The sequence below is a fragment of the Micromonospora sp. NPDC049523 genome (assembly GCF_040676775.1).
In the GTDB taxonomy this organism is placed as follows: Bacteria; Actinomycetota; Actinomycetes; order Mycobacteriales; family Micromonosporaceae; genus Micromonospora_G.
Genome location: NZ_JBFAPP010000043.1, coordinates 1 through 21,697 on the forward strand (window position 1 = coordinate 1; position 21,697 = coordinate 21,697).

18 protein-coding genes and 2 pseudogenes are annotated in these 21,697 nt (G+C 71.4%); 17 read left to right on the forward strand and 3 right to left on the reverse strand.

Going from position 1 to position 21,697, the window contains the following annotated elements:
• Positions 1–242 precede the first annotated feature (242 nt).
• The 9 genes and pseudogenes from argC to AB0J90_RS34895 all read left to right on the forward strand — a co-directional run bounded on the left by argC (position 243) and on the right by AB0J90_RS34895 (position 9,431).
• Positions 243–1,250 (forward strand): N-acetyl-gamma-glutamyl-phosphate reductase, encoded by a 1,008-nt coding sequence (argC, locus tag AB0J90_RS34855; protein WP_363603358.1) that lies wholly within the window; start codon positions 243–245, stop codon positions 1,248–1,250.
• 58 nt (positions 1,251–1,308) lie between these two features.
• Complete coding sequence (gene argJ, locus AB0J90_RS34860) at positions 1,309–2,481, forward strand: bifunctional glutamate N-acetyltransferase/amino-acid acetyltransferase ArgJ (RefSeq protein WP_363603359.1); 1,173 nt, start codon at positions 1,309–1,311, stop codon at positions 2,479–2,481.
• Complete coding sequence (gene argB / locus AB0J90_RS34865) at positions 2,478–3,413, forward strand: acetylglutamate kinase (RefSeq protein ID WP_363603360.1); 936 nt, start codon at positions 2,478–2,480, stop codon at positions 3,411–3,413. Before argJ ends, argB begins: the two co-directional genes overlap by 4 nt.
• Positions 3,410–4,642 (forward strand): acetylornithine transaminase, encoded by a 1,233-nt coding sequence (locus AB0J90_RS34870; protein WP_363603361.1) that lies wholly within the window; start codon positions 3,410–3,412, stop codon positions 4,640–4,642. The genes argB and AB0J90_RS34870 overlap by 4 nt, the downstream gene beginning before the upstream one ends.
• A pseudogene (gene argF / locus AB0J90_RS34875) lies at positions 4,639–5,550 on the forward strand (ornithine carbamoyltransferase); the annotation flags it as partial. The gene AB0J90_RS34870 and the pseudogene argF, both read left to right, overlap by 4 nt.
• Positions 5,551–5,675: 125 nt before the next feature.
• A pseudogene (locus AB0J90_RS34880) lies at positions 5,676–6,152 on the forward strand (arginine repressor); the annotation flags it as partial.
• Between the two features lie 103 nt (positions 6,153–6,255).
• Complete coding sequence (locus AB0J90_RS34885; RefSeq protein WP_363603362.1) at positions 6,256–7,467, forward strand: argininosuccinate synthase; 1,212 nt, start codon at positions 6,256–6,258, stop codon at positions 7,465–7,467.
• A gap of 8 nt (positions 7,468–7,475) precedes the next feature.
• Positions 7,476–8,939 (forward strand): argininosuccinate lyase, encoded by a 1,464-nt coding sequence (argH, locus tag AB0J90_RS34890; RefSeq protein ID WP_363603381.1) that lies wholly within the window; start codon positions 7,476–7,478, stop codon positions 8,937–8,939.
• 276 nt (positions 8,940–9,215) lie between these two features.
• On the forward strand, positions 9,216–9,431 hold the full coding sequence (locus AB0J90_RS34895; RefSeq protein ID WP_363603363.1) for a hypothetical protein: 216 nt from the start codon (positions 9,216–9,218) through the stop codon (positions 9,429–9,431).
• Between the two features lie 28 nt (positions 9,432–9,459).
• On the opposite strand, the gene AB0J90_RS34900 is transcribed toward AB0J90_RS34895, so the two are convergent.
• A complete protein-coding gene (locus tag AB0J90_RS34900; protein WP_363603364.1) occupies positions 9,460–9,741 on the reverse strand; it encodes a hypothetical protein in 282 nt (93 codons plus the stop codon).
• Entirely contained in the window at positions 9,741–9,908 is a 168-nt protein-coding gene (locus AB0J90_RS34905) for a hypothetical protein (RefSeq protein ID WP_363603365.1), read from the reverse strand. The genes AB0J90_RS34900 and AB0J90_RS34905 overlap by 1 nt, the downstream gene beginning before the upstream one ends.
• 253 nt (positions 9,909–10,161) lie before the next feature.
• Between AB0J90_RS34905 and AB0J90_RS34910 the strand changes: the two genes are divergently transcribed.
• On the forward strand, positions 10,162–10,776 hold the full coding sequence (locus AB0J90_RS34910) for a DNA-3-methyladenine glycosylase (protein WP_363603366.1): 615 nt from the start codon (positions 10,162–10,164) through the stop codon (positions 10,774–10,776).
• Positions 10,777–10,928: 152 nt separating this feature from the next.
• On the forward strand, positions 10,929–12,071 hold the full coding sequence (locus tag AB0J90_RS34915; protein ID WP_363603367.1) for an alpha/beta fold hydrolase: 1,143 nt from the start codon (positions 10,929–10,931) through the stop codon (positions 12,069–12,071).
• A gap of 60 nt (positions 12,072–12,131) precedes the next feature.
• On the opposite strand, the gene AB0J90_RS34920 is transcribed toward AB0J90_RS34915, so the two are convergent.
• On the reverse strand, positions 12,132–14,684 hold the full coding sequence (locus AB0J90_RS34920) for a glycoside hydrolase family 95 protein (protein WP_363603368.1): 2,553 nt from the start codon (positions 14,682–14,684) through the stop codon (positions 12,132–12,134).
• A 277-nt stretch (positions 14,685–14,961) separates the two neighbouring features.
• On the opposite strand from AB0J90_RS34920, the gene AB0J90_RS34925 reads away from it, so the two are divergent.
• The 6 genes from AB0J90_RS34925 (at position 14,962) to AB0J90_RS34950 (ending at position 21,671) form a co-directional block, all read left to right on the forward strand.
• A complete protein-coding gene (locus tag AB0J90_RS34925) occupies positions 14,962–15,816 on the forward strand; it encodes a fumarylacetoacetate hydrolase family protein (RefSeq protein WP_363603369.1) in 855 nt (284 codons plus the stop codon).
• Entirely contained in the window at positions 15,810–17,123 is a 1,314-nt protein-coding gene (locus AB0J90_RS34930) for an L-fuconate dehydratase (protein WP_363603370.1), read from the forward strand. The genes AB0J90_RS34925 and AB0J90_RS34930 overlap by 7 nt, the downstream gene beginning before the upstream one ends.
• A complete protein-coding gene (locus AB0J90_RS34935; protein WP_363603371.1) occupies positions 17,120–17,896 on the forward strand; it encodes an SDR family oxidoreductase in 777 nt (258 codons plus the stop codon). Before AB0J90_RS34930 ends, AB0J90_RS34935 begins: the two co-directional genes overlap by 4 nt.
• Before the next feature lie 120 nt (positions 17,897–18,016).
• Positions 18,017–19,069 (forward strand): sugar ABC transporter substrate-binding protein, encoded by a 1,053-nt coding sequence (locus AB0J90_RS34940; protein ID WP_363603372.1) that lies wholly within the window; start codon positions 18,017–18,019, stop codon positions 19,067–19,069.
• Positions 19,069–20,658: a sugar ABC transporter ATP-binding protein gene (locus AB0J90_RS34945; RefSeq protein ID WP_363603373.1), complete on the forward strand. Its 1,590-nt coding sequence runs from the start codon at positions 19,069–19,071 to the stop codon at positions 20,656–20,658. The genes AB0J90_RS34940 and AB0J90_RS34945 overlap by 1 nt, the downstream gene beginning before the upstream one ends.
• Positions 20,655–21,671 carry an ABC transporter permease gene (locus tag AB0J90_RS34950; RefSeq protein WP_363603374.1) on the forward strand — a complete coding sequence of 339 codons (1,017 nt, stop codon included), beginning with the start codon at positions 20,655–20,657 and terminating at the stop codon, positions 21,669–21,671. The genes AB0J90_RS34945 and AB0J90_RS34950 overlap by 4 nt, the downstream gene beginning before the upstream one ends.
• Positions 21,672–21,697 lie beyond the last annotated feature (26 nt).

Consider the following 21,697-nt stretch of genomic DNA (forward strand, 5'->3'; position numbering starts at 1 on the left):
GGGGGGGCCCGGGCCGGGCCCCCCCGGGCGGGCCGCCCCCCGGGGGGGGGGGGGGGGGGGGGGGGGGGGGGGCCCCCCCCCCCCACGACGCGTTTCGGGCCTGCGCCGGCTGCCGTTTCCCGGCGGTTCGGGTCGGGACCGGCCGAAAACCGGCAACTGAGTGATCATCCAGTGGGCCGTATAGTATTGCGTCCCGGCGCCCTTCCCTGTTACCTTGGCTGCATACAAATGCGGAGGTGGGCATGGGTATCCGAGTTGCGGTCGCCGGGGCCAGTGGATACGCGGGTGGTGAGTTGCTGCGCCTGATCGCCGGGCACCCCGAGTTCGATCTCGTCGCCGCCACCGCCCACAGCCAGGCCGGCACGCCCGTGTCGGCGGTGCACCCGCACCTGGTCGGGCTGGACCTGATCCTCGGCCGGACCGACCCGGACACGCTCGCCGACGCGGACCTGGTCTTCCTGGCCCTGCCGCACGGTGAGTCGGCCGCCGTCGCCGCGGCCCTGCCGGAGACGGTCAAGGTGGTCGACCTCGGCGCCGACCACCGGCTGCGCGACGGTGCTGCCTGGCAGCGCTACTACGGCGGCAGCCACGCCGGCTGGTGGACCTACGGCCTGCCCGAGCTGCCCGGCCAGCGTTCCGCCATCGCGGCTTCGAACCGGGTCGCGGCCACCGGCTGCTACGCGGTGTCGATCTCCCTCGCGCTCGCGCCGCTGGTCGCCGCCGGTGCGGTCGCCGCGCAGGACGTCGTGGTGGTGGCCGCGTCCGGCACCTCCGGCGCGGGCCGGTCGGCAAAGGTCAACCTGCTCGGCAGCGAGGTGATGGGTGATCTGACGCCATACAAGGTCGGCGTCCACCAACACGTGCCGGAGATCAAGCAGGCGACCGGCGCGACCAGTCTCTCCTTCACGCCGGTGCTGGCGCCGATGCCGCGTGGCATCCTCGCCACCGTCACCGCGCTGCCGGTGGGCTCCGGTGCGACCGACCCCCGCGCGGTGCTCGCCGAGGCGTACGCGGACTCGCCGTTCGTGCACCTCCTGCGCGAGGGCACCTGGCCGCACACCGCCGCCACCTACGGCTCCAACTCGTGCCACCTGCAGGCAACCGTCGACGTCGACTCCGGCCGGGTGATCGTGGTGAGCGCGATCGACAACCTGGGCAAGGGCGCGTCCGGTCAGGCCGTGCAGTGCGCCAACCTGATGCTCGGCCTGCCGGAGACCGCCGGCCTGCCGGTCCACGGGGTGGCGCCGTGACCGGATCGAAGATCGGCTGCGGCATTGCCGCGCCGCACCCGAGCCAGGAGCGCCAATCATGAGCGTGACCGCACCCCGGGGTTTCCGGGCAGCCGGCGTTGCCGCCGGCCTCAAGAGCACCGGCCAGTCCGACGTGGCACTGGTCGTCAACGACGGGCCCGACGCGACCGCGGCGGGCGTGTTCACCGCCAACCGGGTCAAGGCCGCGCCGGTGCTCTGGACCGAACAGATCATCCGTGGCGGGGTGGTCCGCGCGGTGGTGCTCAACTCCGGCGGCGCCAACGCCTGCACCGGATCACCCGGCTTCCAGGACACCCACGCCACCGCCGAACAGACCGCGGCCAGCCTGACCGGGTCCAACGCCCGGCTCATCCTGGGCGCCGGTGAGGTCGCGGTCTGCTCGACCGGCCTGATCGGCGAGCGGCTGCCGATGGAGAAGCTGCTGCCCGGCGTCCGGGCCGCGGTGCGCGGACTGGCCCGTGACGGTGGCCTGGCCGCCGCCGAGGCGATCATGACAACCGACACCCGGTCGAAGACGACCATCGTGCCCGGCACCGGCTGGACCGTCGGCGGGATGGCCAAGGGCGCCGGCATGCTGGCCCCCGCGATGGCGACCATGCTCTGCGTGCTCACCACCGACGCGGTGGCCGGCTCGGAGGCGCTGGACACCGCGCTGCGGGCGGCCTGCCGGGTCACCTTCGACCGGGTCGACTCCGACGGCTGCATGTCGACCAACGACACCGTGTTGCTGCTGGCCAGCGGCGCGTCCGGGATCGAGCCGACCCAGGCGGAGCTGACCGCAGCGGTGACCTCCGCCTGCCACGACCTGGCCCAACAGCTCATCGCCGACGCCGAGGGCGCCACCAAGCAGATAGCGATCGACGTGATCGACGCGGCGAGCGAGGACGACGCGGTCGAGGTCGGCAGGTCGGTGGCCCGGAACAACCTGGTCAAGACCGCCCTGTTCGGCAACGACCCCAACTGGGGGCGGATCCTGGCCGCGGTCGGCACCACCGGCGCGGCCTTCGAGCCGGACAGGATCGACGTGGCGGTCAACGGCGTCTGGGTGTGCCGTTCCGGTGCCGCCGCCGAGGATCGGGCCAAGGTCGACCTGGCCGCCCGCGACGTGACCATCCAGGTCCGGCTGAACGCCGGTGCCGAGGCGGCCACGATCTGGACCAACGACCTGTCGCACGCCTACGTGCACGAGAACTCGGCGTACTCGTCATGACGGTGCACATCTCGGCGGCCGGCAACGGCGGCTCGGCGGCCGGCAGCGCGCTCTCCCGTGACCTGAGCCAGGCGCAACTCAAGGCCGCCGCCCTGATCGAGGCGCTGCCCTGGCTGGCCCGCTTCTCCGGTGCCACCGTCGTGATCAAATACGGCGGCAACGCCATGGTCAACCCGGAGTTGCAGCGGGCGTTCGCCGCCGACATGGTGTTCCTGCGGTACGCCGGACTGCGCCCGGTCGTGGTGCACGGCGGGGGCCCGCAGATCTCGTCCATGCTGGGCCGGCTCGGCATCGTCAGCGAGTTCAAGGGCGGGCTGCGGGTCACCACACCCGAGGCGATGGACGTCGTCCGGATGGTGCTGGTCGGCCAGGTCGGGCGGGAACTGGTCGGGCTGATCAACGAACACGGCCCGTTCGCGGTCGGCCTCTCCGGCGAGGACGCCCGGCTGTTCACCGCGGTGCGCCGTCCGGCCTACGTCGACGGCGAGGCGGTCGACATCGGCCAGGTCGGTGACGTCGACGCGGTCAACGTCGACGCGCTGACCGACATCCTCACCGCCGGCCGGATCCCGGTCATCTCCACGGTGGCGCCCGACGTCGACGGCGTACTGCACAACCTCAACGCCGACACCGCCGCCGCCGCACTGGCGGTGGCACTGCAGGCACGCAAGCTCGTCGTGCTCACCGACGTGCCCGGGCTCTACGCGAACTGGCCGGACACCTCCAGCCTCATCTCCGCGCTCACCGCCGACGAGCTGGCCGAACTGCTGCCCAGCCTGGAGTCCGGCATGGTGCCGAAGATGGAGGCGTGCCTGCGCGCGGTGCGCGGCGGCGTCCCGGCGGCACACGTGGTCGACGGCCGGGTGGCGCACTCGACACTGCTGGAAGTCTTCACCTCGGAAGGATTCGGAACCATGGTGAGCTCGTCATGACGTCGCTGATCGACCGCTGGTCGCAGTCCATGATGGACAACTACGGCACCCCGTCGCTGGCGCTGGTCCGCGGCAACGGCGCGGTCGTGGTCGACGAGGCGGGCCGCGAGTACGTCGACCTGCTCGGCGGGATCGCCGTCAACGCCCTCGGCCACGCCCACCCGGCGGTGGTCGCCGCGGTGTCGAAGCAGGTCGCCACGCTCGGCCACGTCTCCAACCTCTTCGTCGCCGAACCGCCGGTGGCGCTCGCCGAGCTGCTGCTCGCCCTCGCCGGCCGGCAGGGGCGGGTCTACTTCTCGAACTCCGGCACCGAGGCGAACGAGGCCGCCTTCAAGCTTTCCCGCCGGACCGGCCGCACCCACGTGGTCTCCACCGTCGGTGGCTTCCACGGCCGCACCATGGGCGCGCTTGCCCTGACCGGGCAGCCGACCAAGGCCGACCCGTTCCGGCCTCTGCCCGGTGACGTCACGCACGTCCCCTACGGCGACGTGGCCGCGCTCGAGGCCGCCGTCACCGACGACACCGCCATGGTGATCCTCGAACCTATCCAGGGCGAAAGCGGCGTGGTCGTCCCGCCGGCGGGCTATCTGACCGCGGCGCGGCGGATCACCTCGGCACACGGCGCACTGCTGGTGCTCGACGAGGTGCAGACCGGCATCGGCCGGACCGGACACTGGTTCGCCCACCAGGCCGAGGGTGTCGAGCCGGACGTGGTCACCCTGGCCAAGGGGCTCGGCGGCGGGCTGCCGATCGGTGCCTTGATCGCCTTCGGTACGGCCGCCGACCTGCTCGGTCCGGGCACCCACGCCAGCACCTTCGGAGGCAACCCGATCAGCTGCGCCGCCGCCCTCGCGGTCGTCTCCACCATCGCCAACGAGGGGCTGCTCGACCACGTCAAGCGGACCGGCGAGCGGATCCGGCGCGGAGTCGAGGCCCTCGGGCACCCGCTGGTGGCCGAAGTGCGCGGCGCCGGCCTGCTGCTCGGCCTGGTGCTGAACGCCCCGGCCGCCCCGGCGCTCGCCGGTGTGCTGCGCGACGCCGGGTTCCTCACCAACCCGGTGCAACCGAACGTCATCCGGCTCGCCCCGCCGCTGATCCTGACCGCCGAGCAGGTCGACGCGTTCCTCGCCGCGCTGCCGGCCGCGCTCGACGCCGCCGCACCGCCGGCCGAAGTGTCGAGCGGTACGTCGGCCGCCGACACGTCAGTCGCCCCGGCGGTGACCTCGTGATCCGGCACTTCCAGCGCGACGACGACCTCACTCCCGGGGAGCAGGCCGAGGTGCTCGACCTCGCCGCGACGCTGAAGGCCGACCGGTTCGGCGCCCGTCCGCTCGCCGGGCCCCGTGCCGTCGCCGTGCTGTTCGACAAGCCGAGCCTGCGTACCCGCATCTCCTTCGACGTGGGCATCGCCGAACTCGGCGGGCACCCGATCATCGTGGACACCCAGGCCACCCACTTCGGCCGGGGCGAGTCGCTCGCCGACGCCGGCCAGGTGCTCTCCCGCTACGTCAGCGCCATCGTGCTGCGTACGCACGGCGACGCCCGGCTGGCCGAACTCGCCAGCGGAGCGACCGTGCCGGTGGTCAACGCGCTCACCGACGGCTTCCACCCCTGCCAGCTCCTGGCCGACCTGCTCACCATCCGAGAGCGCTGCGGTGGCACGGCCGGCCGGATCCTGGCCTACGTCGGCGACGCGGCCAACAACATGTCGCACTCGTACCTGCTCGCCGGTGCCACCGCGGGTATGCACGTACGCGTCGCCGGCCCGCCCGGCTACGACCCGTCCCCGGCGGTGGTGAGCCGGGCCGCCGAGATCGCCGCCTGGACCGGCGGTTCGGTGCAGGTGCTGCGTGACCCGCGCGAGGCGGTCGACGGTGCGGACGTCGTCGCCACCGACACCTGGACCTCGATGGGGCAGGAGGGCGACGGCCGGGACCGGCTCACCCCGTTCTGGCCCTACCAGCTCAACAAGGCGCTGCTCGCCGCCGCCGCACCGGAGGCGATCGTGCTGCACTGCCTGCCGGCGCACCGCGGCGAGGAGATCACCGACGAGGTCCTCGACGGCGCGCAGAGCGCGGTCTTCGACCAGGCCGAGAACCGGCTGCACGCGCAGAAGGCGCTGCTCTCCTGGCTGGTGAGCGCCACCACCGGCACGACCGCGACGCCCGGCACCGGTTCGGCGGCACCGATTACGCCAGCCTCGGTGAGCGCCGGGAACGCACCTTCCGCGCCAGCCGCGACGGGCGCCGGGAACGTGTCGTCATGACCGGCCCGCTCACCCGGACCGCCCGGCATGCCCGGATCGTGGAACTGATCCGCGAACAGCCGATCCGCTCCCAGACCGAGCTGGCCGAGCTGCTCGCCGGTGACGGGGTGCAGGTCACCCAGGCCACCCTCTCCCGTGATCTGGACGAGCTCGGTGCGGTCAAGGTGCGCGGCGGCGACGGCCCGGCCGTCTACCTGATCCCCGAGGACGGCAAGCGGCCGCTGCGCGACGCCGAACAGGCCCCCGCGCGCCTGGTCCGACTGCTGCGTGAACTGCTCACCGGCGTCGACTCCAGCGGCAACATCACCGTCCTGCGTACCCCGCCGGGTGCGGCCCAGTTCCTCGCCAGTGCGCTGGACCGGGCCGGGCTGCCCGAGGTGGTCGGCACCATCGCCGGGGACGACACCATCCTCGTGGTGGCACGTGAGGCCACCGGCGGCGCGGCGCTGGGGGAACAGCTTTCCGGGTGGGCGGCGAGCCAACCCGGACTACCGATCGTCGACCAGAACCGACCGGGACTCGGCGGCCAGCCGACGTGGGTCGTGGATTCACCAATGTTGAAAGGAACAGCACACCATGACTGAGCGCGTTGTTTTGGCGTACTCCGGGGGACTCGACACCTCGGTTGCCATCCCTTACCTGGCCGAGCAGACCGGCGCCGAGGTGATCGCGGTGGCGATCGACGTGGGCCAGGGCGGCGAGGACATGGACGCGATCCGCCAGCGGGCCCTGGACTGCGGCGCGGCCGAGTCGGAGGTGGTCGACGGACGCGAGGAGTTCGCCGCCGACTTCTGCCTGCCGGCGCTGCGGGCGAACGCGCTCTACATGGACCGCTACCCGCTGGTCTCGGCGCTCTCCCGGCCGCTGATCGTCCGGCACCTGGTCGAGGCGGCCAAGAAGTACGGCGGCACGATCGTCTCGCACGGCTGCACCGGCAAGGGCAACGACCAGGTCCGCTTCGAGGTCGGCATCGGCGCGCTCGCCCCCGACCTGAAGGTCCTCGCGCCGGCCCGTGACTTCGCCTGGACCCGGGACAAGGCGATCGCGTACGCCGAGGAGAAGGGGCTGCCGATCGACGTCACGCACAAGTCGCCGTACTCGATCGACCAGAACCTGTGGGGACGCGCGGTGGAGACCGGCTTCCTCGAGGACATCTGGAACGCGCCGACCGAGGATGTCTACTCCTACACCGCCAACCCGGCCGAGCCCCGCGACCCGGACCAGGTAGTGATCACCTTCGAGGCCGGGGTGCCGGTGGCGATCGACGGCGAGACGGTCACCCCGTACCAGGCGATCCTGGAGCTGAACCGGCGGGCGGGCGCCCAGGGCGTCGGCCGCCTCGACATGGTCGAGGACCGGCTGGTCGGCATCAAGAGCCGCGAGGTGTACGAGGCACCGGGCGCCATCGCGCTGATCGTCGCCCACCAGGAGCTGGAGAACGTCACCGTCGAGCGCGACGTGGCCCGGTTCAAGAAGGGCGTCGACCAGCGTTGGGCCGAGCTGGTCTACGACGGCCTCTGGTTCTCGCCGCTCAAGCGGGCGCTGGACGCCTTCATCGACGAGACCCAGCAGCACGTCTCCGGCGAGGTTCGGCTCACCCTGCACGGCGGTCGCGCGGTGGTCACCGGCCGGCGCTCCGACGCCAGCCTCTACGACTTCGGCATGGCCACGTACGACACCGGCGACACCTTCGACCAGTCGCTCGCCAAGGGCTTCGTGCAGCTCTGGGGCCTGCCGAGCCGGCTCGCCACCGCCCGGGACGCCCGGTTGGGTGGCTCCGCACAGTGACGTTCAGAATAGCGGGCGTGGACGACAAGAGCCTGACCGAGAACAGCGCCGGCACCAACCGCACCAGCCTGTGGGGCGGCCGGTTCGCCGGCGGCCCCGCCGAGGCACTGGCGCGTCTCTCGGTCAGCGTGCAGTTCGACTGGCGCCTCGCTCCGTACGACCTGGCCGGCTCCCGTGCCCACGCGCGGGTGCTGGCCGGGGCGGGCCTGCTCGACCCCGACGAACTGGGGCAGATCCTCGCCGCACTGGACGACCTGGAGGCCGCCTGCGCCTCCGGGGCGTTCCGGCCCACGGTCGACGACGAGGACGTGCACACCGCCCTGGAACGGGGACTCCTGGAGCGGCTCGGCAGCCTCGGCGGCAAGCTGCGGGCGGGCCGGTCCCGCAACGACCAGGTCGCCACCGACCTGCGGCTCTACCTGCGTGACCACGCCCGTGGGGTGGCGGCCCGGCTGGTCGAACTGGCCGACGCACTGACCGAGCAGGCCGGACGGCACCTGGACACGCCGGCTCCCGGCATGACCCACGTGCAGCACGCCCAGCCGGTCTCCTTCGGCCATTGGCTCCTGGCGCACGTGCAGCCGCTGCTGCGTGACCTCGAACGGCTGCGCGACTGGGACCACCGTACGGCGATCAGTCCGCTCGGTGCCGGTGCGCTGGCCGGCTCCGGCCTGCCGCTGGACCCGGTGGCGGTGGCCAAGGAGCTCGGCTTCCGGTCCTCGTTCGCCAACTCCATGGACGCGGTCGCCGACCGGGACTTCGTCGCCGAGTTCCTCTTCATCACGGCGATGATCGGCGTGCACCTGTCCCGCCTCGGCGAGGAGGTCGTGCTCTGGACCTCCCAGGAGTTCGGCTGGGTGGAACTCGACGACTCGTTCGCCACCGGTTCGTCGATCATGCCGCAGAAGAAGAACGCGGACATCGCCGAGCTGGCCCGGGGCAAGTCCGGCCGGCTGGTCGGTGGCCTGGTGGCGGTGCTGACCATGCTCAAGGGTCTGCCGCTGACCTACGACCGGGACATGCAGGAGGACAAGGAGCCGGCGTTCGACGCGGTGGACACGCTGCAGCTCCTGCTGCCCGCGCTCGCCGGCATGATCTCCACCATGACGGTCCGGGCCGACCGGCTCGCCGCCGCCGCCCCGGTCGGCTACTCGCTCGCCACCGAGGTCGCCGACTGGCTGGTCCGCCGGGGCGTGCCGTTCCGTGACGCGCACGAGGTGACCGGTCGTCTGGTCGCCCTCTGCGTGGCCCGCGAGTGCGCCCTGGACGAGGTTTCCGATTCCGACCTCGCCCTGGTCAGCGAGCACCTCGACCCGGAGGTCCGCAGCGTGCTGTCGGTTCGTTCGGCGCTGGCGGCCAGGACCACACCCGGTTCCACCGGCCCGGGCCCGGTCGCCGACCAGCTCGCCGCCGCCACCGAGCAGCTCGACGGCTGGCGCCGATGGGCAATCGAGCAGGTCGTCCCGCGCTGAGCGAACAAAGGTCGTCCCGCCGAACGGCCAGCCCCGGTCGGCCAGGCCTCAGGATCGGCAACCAGACCCCTGGATCGGCAACGCGCGGCGTGGGTCGGCAACCTGCGACGTGGATCGGCAACCTGCGACGTGGATCGGCAACGCGCGACGTGAGTCGGCAACCAGCGACGTGAATCGGCAACAGCAACGCCGATCGACGACTGCGGCGCCGTAGGCGTCACCATCCGGACCGGCCTGAGGGCCGGTCCGGATGGTATGACCGCATAACCTCGCCCCATGAGTGAGTGGCACGAGCGGTACGACTGGTTCGACGACCGGCGCAAGCACTGGCGGCGCGACAGCGCCCGGCCGGTCATCGTAGAAGCCTTCCGGCCCGGGGCCGACGAACCCCGCCCGACGATCCTGCTCTCGCACGGCACCGGAGCCGCCGTGGTCGCCGATTCGGTCACCTTCTTCACCGCGCACCTCGGCCAACCCCGGCCCCGCCCCTGAACCGAAGCCCGCCGACGACGAGTTCGGCCTACCGGCCGGGCTCCTTCCGTACGGGTGATGGGGGCTCGACGCCGCCGCGGGGCAGGGCCGAGACGCGTACGAGCGCGTCGAGTTGGCCGAGCGGGGTGCCGTCACGGGCGAGTTGCTGGCCGCTGACCCAGACCCACTCGTCGTCGTAGTAGCTGGACAGGTCGTCGCGTACCGCCTCGACCCGGAGGAACAGGGTGAAGCCGCCGTAGCGCCAATCCTCCTTGGCCAACCGCAACACGGTGCCGGCCGGTACGTGTGGTGGGGAGGGCGTGGCGTCCATCAGAACCGCCGGGTCGCGGCGTTGCGTCGTACGCCCAGGGTGGAGCAGGCGGGGCAGCTAAGGCTGCTGCCGCAGGCGGCGCACCAGCGTCGGGATGCCCGGTACGCGTACAGGCCGGCGATGAAGCCGACCGTCATGCCGCTGATCGCTGTCACGGTGACGAGCACGACAAGCCCTCCGTCCATCGACCGGAACCGGCGGCGCGGGGCGCCGCCGAGGGTATTGGCGACAGAAGGTAACAATGCGGGTAACACGCCGTGAGCTGCAAGGTTTCGTCAGCGGATACCGAGCGAGTGAGTCGTTCGCGCCATGAATCATCTCCATTCGCTCACCTCACGCGGCCTCGGTCGGCCCGGCCCCCACCACGTCGATGCCGGGGGCGGCGGGTAGGACCGGCTCCGGCTGTGCTGTGCTGATCCCGTGATCGACCGCGCGCGTACCGACCTGGCCACGTTGTTGGCCGGGCCGCTGTTGCCGGCGGCGCGCGGCCTGCTGAACTGCACCCTCTCCGCTGGCGGCGTCACCGTCCGTCTCACCGAGGTCGAGGCGTACGCGGGGACCGGCGGGGACGCAGCCTCGCACGCACACCGCGGACGTACGCCCCGCAACTCGGTGATGTTCGGCCCAGCCGGGTACGCCTACGTCTACTTCACCTACGGCATGTACTGGTGCATGAACGTGGTGACCGGTACGGAGGGGGAGGCGTCGGCCGTACTCCTGCGGGCGGGTGAGGTGGTCGACGGGCTCGACGTGGCGCGGAGCAGGCGGACCGCCGTACGCCGGGATCTGGATCTTGCTCGTGGTCCGGCCCGGCTCTGCGCGGCGCTCGGGGTGGACCGCGCGGCCTACGGGCTGTTCCTGCTCGACGACGGCCCGGTACGCCTGGCACCGCCCGCCGATCCGGTGCCGTCGGCGGCGATCGCGGCCGGGCCACGGGTCGGGGTGACCGGCGCCCACGACCTGCCGTGGCGGTTCTGGCTGGCCGGCGACCCGACGGTGAGCACCTACCGCCGCCACGTGCCCCGCAAACCCTGATTCTGTCCCGCCCGCACAGGGTCGGCCGACTCCTGCGATCCACCTGTCGCAGACGCGACTGGGCTCGCCCCGGATGCGGGGGTGGCGCGGCCCGTCAAGGCTGGGATGGCCAGCGCGATGCGGCGCGTGGGCGAGGGACGGATGGAGGAGCCATGTACGACCGGAATGCACACAGTGGTGGGACGAGACGCGGCCTGGCTGTGGTGTTGGCGGCGGCGATGGTGGCGTGGACGTTCTCCCCGGTGGCCGCCTGGGCGGACTCCGGATCGGCGGAACTGGCACTGCCGGCGCCGACCGGACCGCTCCCGGTCGGCCGGACCACCCTGCACCTGGTCGACCGGGAACGGAGCGACCCCTGGGTGGCGGACCAGCGACGTGAGCTGATGGTGTCGATCTGGTACCCGGCGGCCGGCGTACGGGGTCCGCGGGCGCGGTACGTCAGCGCGGCGGAATCCGAGCTGATCCTGGCCGCCCGAGAGGTGACCGGCGAGCCGGCGGACGTGCTGAGCACCACCCGTACCCATGCCCGGCTCGACGTCCCGGTGCTGTCCCGGGGGCGGCTGCCGCTGGTGGTGCTCTCGCCAGGCTTCGCGCTGCCGCGTACGTCGCTGACCGGACTGGCCGAGGAACTGGCCAGTCACGGGTACGTGGTGGCCGGAATCGATCACAACCACGAGTCGGTGGCCACCACGTTTCCGGGTGGTCGGATCACCGAATGCCTGGCCGGGGACCTGGATCCGGACGGGCCGACCGTGGCCGGTGACCGGGCCACCGACGTGTCGTTCGTGCTCGACCGGCTGACCGGTCCGGCTTCGCCCTGGTGGGGCGGTTGGGTGATCGACCCGTCCCGGATCGCGGTGGTGGGGCACTCGATGGGTGGCGCCGCCGCGGTCCGGTCGATGCTGGCCGACCGGCGGATCCGGGCCGGGGTCAACCTGGACGGGGCTTTCCAACCAACCCTCGACCGGGAACTCGACCGACCGGTTCTGATCGTCGGGGCGGCGGAACGGGGCCGGCCACCGGGGAACCCGGACTGGACCGAAAGCTGGTCCCGGCTCACCGGTTGGAAACGCTGGCTCGGCGTGGACGACATGTCGCACACCTCGTTCACCGACTTCGCCCCGCTGGAGGAACAGCTCGGTCGTCGCCTCCAGCCGCTGCCGGCGCGGCGATGTGTCCAGATCACCCGTGCGTACGTCACCGCGTTCCTCGACGAGCACCTGCGCGGGCGCTCACCGTCGGTACTCGACGGACCCACACCCGAATTCCCCGAGGTGCGCTTCTGGCACCCGTGACGCGGCTGGTGGTCCGTCGGGCCGTCAGCTCCGCCTGGTCGCCGAACCTGCTGGAAACGGTCACGTTGTCGCGCCGCTTGGACCGAGCTTCGGGGCCCGTGCGACCGACTCGGCATCGGCTGAGGCAGGCAGACCTGAGGCAGGCAGACCTGAGGCAGGCAGAACAGGACCGGGCGAGGAAGACGACGAGGAGGACGACACGGAGTCGGAAGCGGCGGTGCCCGCTCGGTAACGGTGGCCGGCGACGGCGGCGAAGGTGACCTCCGGGCCGTCGCGGACCACCGGTACGGACCGACCCGTTCCCAGGTCGACCACGGGCGCGGTGAGCAGCAGCGGACTGCGTACGGTCAACTCGCCCGAGCTGCCCGCCGTGACCACGATCCGGATCGCGGCCCGGTCCCGCCACCCCACGTCGACGGTGGCGTTGCCGCGTGCTCGCAGCCCGGTGACCGACCCGGCCGCCCATCCGCTCGGCAGCGCCGGCAGTACGTCGATCACGTCGTGCTGGCTCTGCAGCAGCATCTCGGCCATGCCGGCGACCGCACCGAGGTTCCCGTCGATCTGGAATGGCGGGTGGGTGTCCCAGAGGTTCGGCAGCGTGCTCTCACGCAACTGCTCGCCCAGCAGCCTGCGGGCCCGGTCGCCGTCGCGCAGCCGGGCCCAGAAATTGATCTTCCAGGCCTTGCTCCAGCCGGTGCCGCCGTCGCCCCGCGCCTCCAGCGTCACCCGGGCGGCGTCGGCCAGCCCCGGATCACCCGATCCGCGCACCGGATCAGCGGGTACGCGCAACTGCCGGCCGGGGTGCAGCGCGTACAGGTGCGAGACGTGCCGGTGGGTGTCGGTACGGCTGTCCCAGTCGCCCTTCCACTCCTGCACCTGACCCCAGCAGCCGATCCGCAGCCCCGGATCGAGGGCGTCGAGTGCTGCCCGCAGCCGCCCGCGCAGCACCGGGTCCCGGTCGAGCAGGGTGGCGGCGGCCAGGGTGTCGGCGAGCAACTCCCGGACGATCTGCTGCGACATCGCCGCCCCGGCGGTGAAGTCGCCGTGCTCGGGGGAGTAGCTCGGTGACACCACCAGGGTGCCGTCGCGCGGATCGGTGTGCAGGTTGGCCAGCCAGAACCGTGCCGCCTCCACCATCACCGGGTACGCCCGCTCGCGCAGGAAGTCGAGGTCGCGGCCAAACCGGTAGTGGTCGTAGAGGTGGTGGCTCAGCCAGGCGTTCGCCTCGGGGAACCAGAACGCGGTCGGCCAGTCGTGCACACCCGTGTAGCCGTACGGGGTGGTCTCGTTCTGGACCACCCAGCCGGGGGAGTCGAACAGGGTCAGGGCGGACCGCCGGCCGGGAGCGCGCAGCGCGTCGACGAAGTCGAACAGCGGCTCGGCGGTCTCGGCCAGGTTGGTGGCCTCCGCCGGCCAGTAGTTCATCTGGAGGTTGATGTTGACGTGGTAATCCGCGCTCCAGGCCGGACTGACCGAGTCGTTCCACACTCCCTGCAGGTTCGCCGGCAGTGAGCCGGACCGCGACGAGGAGATCAGCAGGTAACGCCCGTACGCGAAGAAGAGCGCCTCCAGGGCCAGGTCGGCGGCGCTGCCGCCGCCGGTGTAGCCGGCCCGCAGCCGGTCGGTGGTCAGGTCGGGCATCCGTGCCCCGAGGTCGAGCCTGACCCGGTCGAACAGGGTGGTGTAGTCGCCCAGGTGCGCCCGGCGCAGCGCGGTGAAGCCTTGCCCGGCCGCGTCGTCCACCGTCCGGCGCAGCCGTTCGTGCGGGTCGGCGCCACGGTAGTGCGGGTGCTCGGCGGCGTAGTCGGTGCCGGCGGCCAGGACGATGATGGCCTGGTCGGCGCCGGTGACGGTGATCCGGTCGGCGGCGCAGGTCCGGGTCCCGCCGTCGGTCACCACCCGCAGTTGCGACTCGTAGACCAGGCCGTTGTCGGGCAGCGCGCCCCGCACGGTCAGCCGGTCACCGGCGACGGTGACCGATCCGCCGACGTGCGGGCAGCGGTGTCGCAGCACGAACGAGACCTGCCCGTCCCGGTCGGCGGTCAACCTGATCACGATCACGTTCGCCGGGTGGCTGGCGAAGAACTCCCGCAGATGGCGCACGCCGTCGTGCCGGTAGCCCACCCGCACGGTCGCCTCGGTCAGGTCCAGTTCACGCCGGTAGCCGTCGACCCCGGCGGGCAGCCCGCTCGCCTCCGGAGCACCCGGAGACTCGTCGTACTCGAGGCCGGTCGGCTCCAGCAGGATCTCGCCGAAGGGCTGGTAGGCGCCGAACCCGGCCCGTGGTCCGGCCAGCACGGCCGCCACCGCCTCCGGCGGGACCCGGCCGTCGCGGTCGATCCTGGCGCGTACCTCGTCCAGCGCGGTCGGCCGGGGAAACACCCAGTCGCCGTTGCGGTACGGGCCGCCGTCACCACCCGGTCCGCCGGTCCACAGCGTCTTCTCGTTGTACGTCAACCGCTCGGTGCGTACGCCGCCGAACACGTTGGCGCCCAGCGCCCCGTTGCCGATCGGCAACGATTCGGTCTCCCAGTCCGTAGCCGGCCGGTCGTACCGCAGAGCGAGGGCCGGGTCCGACACGCGACCGGGGGAGGGCTGCGGTCCGACCCCCATCGGCCCTCCTACCTGCGTATTGACGCATCCGCGTGCGGTTTGCGGCATCGGCGATGAGTTCCGTCGATCCGGCCCATCCCGTCACACGGAGTTAACATTGGATGTATGGCTCAGTCAAGATAGGACGTACGGGCATTACCCCGAGCGCACAATCCGGTGTGGAGCGCAGTAGATGGGCCTAAACGCCCCGTCCTCGGCCTTGTGCGCTTGTCGATGGACTGATAGACATCCGATGTATGACGCGGGGAAACACCATCGACACAAAGGAACCGCTGCCGTGAAGCTCTTACGGGTCGGTCCACCCGGCGGCGAGCGCCCCGCCGTGCTGGCCGAGGACGGCACGCTCCTCGACCTCTCCGGTTCGATCACCGACTTCGACGGTGACTTCCTCGCCGACGGCGGCATCAACCGCGTACGCGGGCTGCTCGAACTGCGGCAGCCGCCGCTGCGCGGACGCGGACTGCGGCTCGGCCCGCCCCTGCGCCGCCCCGGAAAGATCGTCTGTGTCGGGCTGAACTACCACGACCACGCGCGCGAGACCGGCGCGGACGTACCCACCGAGCCGGTCCTCTTCCTCAAGGCCCCGGACACCGTCGTCGGAGCCTGCGACGAGGTGCTGGTGCCGCACGGCGGCGAGAAGACCGACTGGGAGGTCGAATTGGCCGTGGTCATCGGCAGGACCGCGCGGTACCTCCCCTCGGCCGAGGAGGCGATGGAGTGCGTGGCGGGTTATGCCATCTCGCACGACGTCTCCGAGCGCGCGTTCCAACTCGAACGCGGCGGCCAGTGGGACAAGGGCAAGTCCTGCGAGACGTTCAATCCGTTCGGCCCGTGGCTGGTCACCAAGGACGAAATCCCCGATCCCGGGCACCTCGGGCTGCGGCTCTGGGTCAACGGCACGCTGCGACAGAACGGGAACACCAAGGACATGATCTTCAACGTGCCGGAGATCATCCGCTACGTCAGCCAGTTCATGACGCTCTACCCCGGCGACATCGTCAACACCGGCACCCCGGCCGGCGTCGCGCTCGGCATGCCCGAGCCGAAGCCGTACCTGCGCCCCGGTGACGTGGTCGAGTTGGAGATCGACGGACTCGGTCGGCAGCGCCAGCGACTGGGGGTCGCGTGGTGAGCAGCCGTTTCGTCGCCCTGGACACGTACGACATCCGCTTCCCCACCTCGCGCGAGCTGGACGGCTCTGACGCGATGAACCCCGATCCCGACTACTCGGCCGCGTACGTCGTGCTGCGTACCGACGCACCCGACGACCACGAGGGACACGGCTTCGCCTTCACCATCGGCCGGGGCAACGAGGTGCAGGAGGCGGCGATCGCCGCGCTGCGCCCGTACCTGGTCGGCCGGCTGGTCAAGGACGTGCTGGACGACCTCGGCGGGCTCTGGCGCGAGCTGGTGCACGACTCGCAACTGCGCTGGCTCGGCCCGGAGAAGGGCGTCATGCACATGGCGATCTCCGCCGTGGTCAACGCCCTGTGGGACCTCAAGGCCAAGCGCGCCGGCATGCCGCTGTGGCAACTGCTCGCCTCGATGACCCCCGAGGACCTGGTCGCGCTGGTCGACTTCCGCTACCTGACCGACGCGCTGACACCGGACGAGGCACTGGCGATCCTGCGTGCCGGTGCGCAGGGGCGCGACGAGCGGGTGGCCCGGCTGCTCGCCGAGGGCTACCCCGCGTACACCACCTCGCCCGGCTGGCTCGGCTACGACGACGACAAGCTGCGCCGGCTCTGCCGGGAGGCGATCGACGCCGGGTTCACCCAGATCAAACTCAAGGTCGGCGCCGACCTGGACGACGACATCCGGCGGATGCGGATCGCCCGGGAGACCTGCGGGCCGGACATCCGGATCGCGATCGACGCCAACCAGCGCTGGGACGTGGACGCCGCCGTCACCTGGGTGCAGGCGCTCGCCGAGTACTCGCCCTGGTGGGTGGAGGAGCCGACCAGCCCGGACGACGTACTCGGCCACGCGGCGATCGCCCGGCGGATCGCGCCGATCCCGGTCGCCACCGGCGAGCACGTACAGAACCGGGTGATGTTCAAACAGCTGCTCCAGCTCGACGCGGTCGCCTTCGTCCAACTCGACGCGGCCCGGGTCGCCGGGGTCAACGAGAACATCGCGATCCTGTTGCTCGCCGCCAAGTTCGGTGTCCCGGTCTGCCCGCACGCGGGCGGCGTGGGCCTCTGCGAACTGGTACAACATCTGTCGATGTTCGACTACGTCGCGGTGACGGGAACGATGGAAAACCGGATCATCGAGTACGTCGACCACCTGCACGAACACTTCGTCGACCCGGTACGCATCCGCAACGGCCGCTACCAGGCACCCACCACCGCCGGCTTCAGCTCCACCATGCACCCGCGCAGCCTCGCCGACCACGTCTACCCCGACGGTCCGGTCTGGAAGGTGGACCCGTCATGAGCGACATCGCCCAGGTCAGCCGCGAGTTCGACGGTCTGGTCGCCGCGGTCACCGGCGGCGCCTCCGGCATCGGGCTGGCCACCGCCCGGTTCCTCGCCGCCCGGGGAGCGCGGGTGGCCTGCCTCGACCTCGACCACACGGCCGTGCCCGAGCCGCTGTTCGGCGTACCCGCCGACGTCCGCGACGACAACTCGGTCCGGGCCGCGATCGACCGGGTGGTCGAGCGGCTCGGAGGGCTCGACATCCTGGTCAACAACGCCGGCATCGGTGCGGTCGGCACGGTGGAGAGCAACCCGGACGAGGAGTGGCACCGGGTCTACGACGTCAACGTGGTGGGTCTGGTCCGGGTGAGCCGGGCCGCCCTGCCCCGGCTGCGCGAGTCCCGCCACCCGGTCATCGTCAACACCTGCTCGATCGCCGCGCACGCCGGGCTGCCCAACCGGGCGCTCTACAGCGCGACCAAGGGCGCCGTGCAGGCGTTGACCGCCGCGATGGCGGCCGACCACGTACGCGAGGGGATCCGGGTCTGCTGCGTCAACCCCGGCACCGTGGACACCCCCTGGGTACGCCGTCTGCTCGCCGCCGCCGCCGACCCGGACGCCGAACTCGCCGCCCTGCAGGCCCGCCAACCCACCGGCCGGCTGGTCAGTGCGGACGAGGTCGCCGCAGCCATCGCCTACCTGGCCAGTCCGCTGGCCGGCGCGACCACCGGAACCGTGCTCGCCGTCGACGGCGGCATGCACGGGCTCCGGTTACCGGCACCACCGAAGTAGTCACGCACGCACCGAAGAAGAAGTACCCAAGCGACACCTGTCACCACGGTAAGCAACCTGTCACACGGTAAGACCAGCGCATCCCCACCCAGCGTTTCCGTCCCGACAGTGAGGATCACCATGGAACTGACCAGGCGCGCCGCGGTCACCGCGGCGCTGGTCGTCACCTTTGCCCTTACCGCCACCGGCTGCGGCGACTCCGCGGACACCTCCACCGGCGGTACGGGCGGCGACAAGCCGCCGATCGCCGTCGACCTGCCCCGCGCGGACTCGGACTTCTGGAACTCGTACGCGAAGTACATCCCGCAGTACGCGTCCGAAGAGGGCATCAACCTGATGGACCCGACCAACTCGCAGAACGACATCGCGAAGCTGGTTGCCAACGCCCAGGCCCTGACCAGCCAGGGCGCCAAGGCGATCGTGATGGCGCCGCAGGACACCGGTGCGATCGCCACCACCCTGGCCCAGCTGGAACAGAAGAAGATCCCGGTGGTGTCGGTCGACACCCGGCCGGACAAGGGCAAGGTCTTCATGGTCGTACGCGCCGACAACCGGGCGTACGGGCAGAAGGCGTGCGAGTTCCTCGGCGAGAAGCTCGGCGGCAACGGCAAGGTGATCGAGTTCCAGGGCTCGCTCTCCTCGGTCAACGGCCGGGACCGCTCCGAGGCGTTCGCCGAGTGCATGAAGACCAAGTTCCCGAACATCACGATCTTCGCCGAGCCGACCGAGTGGGAGGGCCCCAAGGCGTCCGCCGCGCTGCAGACCCGGCTCGCCCAGCACCCCGACATCAAGGGTGTCTACATGCAGGCCGGCGGCGTGTTCCTGGCCCCGACCCTGCAGCTGCTCCGGTCGAAGAACCTGCTGGTGCCGCCGACCGACCCCAAGCACATCTTCATCGTCTCCAACGACGGCATTCCGCAGGAGTTCGAGGCGATCCGCAAGGGTGAGATCGACGCGACCGTCTCCCAGCCGGCCGACCTGTACGCCAAGTACGCGCTCTTCTACGCCAAGGCCGCGGTCGAGAACAAGACCTTCAGCCCCGGCCCGACCGACCACGGCAGCACCATCGTCGACGTCGGCAACGGTCAGCTCGAAGACCAACTCCCGGCGCCGCTGGTCACCGCGGCCAACGTCGACGACGCCGGGTTGTGGGGCAACCAGGTCAAGAAGTGATGTCCGCAGCCGACAACCAGAACAGTGTCGCCGTGCCCGGGGCCACCGCCCCGGGCACGGGCGCGGCACCCGGCGTGGCCGTCGAGGCGGTCGGCGTCAGCAAGCGGTTCGGTGCCACCACGGCGCTGGCCGACGCCGGAATCTCGATCACCACGGGCGAGACGCATGCCCTGGTCGGACGCAACGGCGCCGGCAAGTCCACCCTGGTCTCGATCCTCACCGGCCTGCAACGGCCGGACAGCGGCGAGGTCCGCTTCGGTGGCGAGCTGGCACCGCCGCTGTCGGACCGGAACGCCTGGCGGCGCCGAGTCGCCTGCGTGTACCAGAAGTCGACCATCATCCCGACGCTCAGCGTGGCGGAGAACCTCTTCCTCAACCGGCAGGCCGAACGCGGCCCGATCGCCTGGCGGCAGCTTCGCCGCCGGGCCGGTGACCTGTTGGAGGAGTTCGGCCTGGCGGTCGATCCGGGCCGGCTCGCCGGTGACCTGAACGTCGAACAGCGGCAACTGGTGGAGATCGCCCGCGCCCTCTCCACCGGTGCCCGGTTCATCATCCTGGACGAACCGACCGCGCAGCTCGACGGCGTCGCCATCGAGCGGCTCTTCGACCGGTTGCGCAGCCTGTCCGCCGCCGGGGTGACCCTGCTGTTCATCTCGCACCACCTGCAGGAGGTGTACGAGGTCTGCGACACGGTGACGGTGCTGCGCGACGCCCGCTGGGTGCTCACCCGCCCGGTCGCCGAACTTGGCCGGGAGGCGCTGGTCGAGGCGATGACCGGGGAGGCCGTCGGCCTGGTGACCGGCACCGCCCGGCCACCGTTGCCGGCGGACACGCCGGTCAGCCTGCGGGTCGACGGGCTGCGTCTGGGCGATGTCTACGGGGACATCGACCTCGAGGTGCGCTCCGGTGAGATGGTCGGTGTGACCGGCTCCGGTAGCAGCGGCAAGGTGTCGCTGGCCGAGACGATCAGCGGTCTGCGCCGTGCCGACACCGGCACGGTCGTGGTCGGCGACCGGGTCGTACCGCCGGGCAGTGTGCCGGCGGCACTGGCCGCCGGGATCGGCACGGTGCCCCAGGACCGGCACCGCGAGGGGCTGATCCCGTTGCTCAGCATCGCCGAGAACGCCACCCTGCCGATCAACGGCAGCTTCGGGCCGGCCGGCCTGATCGTCCCGAAACGCCGGGCCGCCGCCGCCGATCGCATGATCGAGCGCTACGACATCAAGGCGCCCGGCCCGGACGCACCGGTGAACAGCCTCTCCGGCGGCAACGCCCAGAAGGTGGTGCTGGCCCGGGCGCTCTCCACCGATCCCCGGGTGCTGGTGCTGATCAACCCGACCGCAGGGGTGGATGTGCGGTCCAAGGAATCACTGCTCGGTGCCGTACGCGACGCGGCCGCCGCCGGCACCGCGGTGCTGATGGTCTCGGACGAGCTCGACGACCTGCGTACGTGTGACCGGGTCCTGGTGATGTTCCACGGTCGGGTGACCCGGGAGCTGGCACCCGGCTGGGCGGACGCCGACGTCGTCGCCGCCGTGGAGGGAGTGGCCGCGGAACAGCCGGCGGCCCCGGAAGGAGCACAACAATGACCGGTACCACCACCGCCACCGTGGCGCCCCCCACGGTGGCCGCCGGACGCCGGCTGCGCCTGGCCCGCCTGCGCGATCTCGCGCTGGTGCCCGCGATCCTGGTGCTGATCCTGGTCGGCGCGCTGGTCGATCCGGTGTTCCTGAGCACCGCGAACATCATCAACGTGTTGCAGCAGCAGACCGAGCTGTCCCTGCTGGTGCTGGCCGAGGCGATCATCCTGATCGGTGGGAAGTTCGACCTGTCGCTGGAGTCGACCGTCGGGTTGGCGCCCGCGCTCGCGGTCGCGCTGGTGATCCCGGCCGCCAGCAACGGCCTCGGTACGGACTGGCCGACCACCTTCGCCATCCCGATCTGCCTGCTCATCGGGTTGCTGGTCGGCGCGTTCAACGGGATGCTGATCCTGCGGCTCGGGCTGTCGGCGTTCATCGTGACGCTGGGCATGCTGATCGTGCTGCGGGGGCTGCAGATCGGCATCACCGGTGGACAGAACCTGTTCGAGTTGCCGCCGTCGGTGCTCTACCTGGGCAACGCGCTGTGGCTGGGGCTGCCCGCCTCGATCTGGCTCTGCGGGGTGCTGTTCGCGGTCGGCATCGTCGTACTCGGGTTCTTCCGGTCGGGCCGGTCGATCTACGCCGTCGGTGGTAACGCCGACGCGGCCCGGGCGGCGGGTATCCGTACCGACCGGGTGGTGTTCATCGTGTTCATGGTGGCCGGTGTGCTGGCCGCGCTGGCCGGGCTGCTGATGACCGGTCGGCTCGGCTCGGTCGCCGCCGCCCAGGGGCAGGGCATGATCTTCACCGTGTTCGCCGCGGCGGTGATCGGCGGGGTGAGCATGGACGGTGGCAAGGGCACCCTGTTCGGTGCACTCTGCGGTGTGATCGTGCTCGGTCTGATCAACAACATCCTGACCCTGGCCGGGGTCTCCGCACAGTGGATCCAGGCCATCTACGGCCTGATCATCCTGGTCGCCCTGCTGCTGGCCCGGTTGACCACCGGCAAGGCGCAGGACTGACGCCTCCGGCGGTCGCGGGTTCCGTC

Excerpts from the sequence above, each read along its gene's own strand:
- argC (WP_363603358.1), top strand. The coding sequence starts at position 243 with ATGGGTATCCGAGTTGCGGTCGCCGGGGCCAGTGGATACGCGGGTGGT.
- argJ (WP_363603359.1), top strand. The coding sequence starts at position 1,309 with ATGAGCGTGACCGCACCCCGGGGTTTCCGGGCAGCCGGCGTTGCCGCC.
- argB (WP_363603360.1), top strand. The coding sequence starts at position 2,478 with ATGACGGTGCACATCTCGGCGGCCGGCAACGGCGGCTCGGCGGCCGGC.
- AB0J90_RS34870 (WP_363603361.1), top strand. The coding sequence starts at position 3,410 with ATGACGTCGCTGATCGACCGCTGGTCGCAGTCCATGATGGACAACTAC.
- AB0J90_RS34885 (WP_363603362.1), top strand. The coding sequence starts at position 6,256 with ATGACTGAGCGCGTTGTTTTGGCGTACTCCGGGGGACTCGACACCTCG.
- AB0J90_RS34895 (WP_363603363.1), top strand. The coding sequence starts at position 9,216 with ATGAGTGAGTGGCACGAGCGGTACGACTGGTTCGACGACCGGCGCAAG.
- AB0J90_RS34900 (WP_363603364.1), bottom strand. The coding sequence starts at position 9,741 with ATGGACGCCACGCCCTCCCCACCACACGTACCGGCCGGCACCGTGTTG.
- AB0J90_RS34915 (WP_363603367.1), top strand. The coding sequence starts at position 10,929 with ATGTACGACCGGAATGCACACAGTGGTGGGACGAGACGCGGCCTGGCT.
- AB0J90_RS34920 (WP_363603368.1), bottom strand. The coding sequence starts at position 14,684 with ATGGGGGTCGGACCGCAGCCCTCCCCCGGTCGCGTGTCGGACCCGGCC.
- AB0J90_RS34935 (WP_363603371.1), top strand. The coding sequence starts at position 17,120 with ATGAGCGACATCGCCCAGGTCAGCCGCGAGTTCGACGGTCTGGTCGCC.
- AB0J90_RS34940 (WP_363603372.1), top strand. The coding sequence starts at position 18,017 with ATGGAACTGACCAGGCGCGCCGCGGTCACCGCGGCGCTGGTCGTCACC.
- AB0J90_RS34945 (WP_363603373.1), top strand. The coding sequence starts at position 19,069 with ATGTCCGCAGCCGACAACCAGAACAGTGTCGCCGTGCCCGGGGCCACC.
- AB0J90_RS34950 (WP_363603374.1), top strand. The coding sequence starts at position 20,655 with ATGACCGGTACCACCACCGCCACCGTGGCGCCCCCCACGGTGGCCGCC.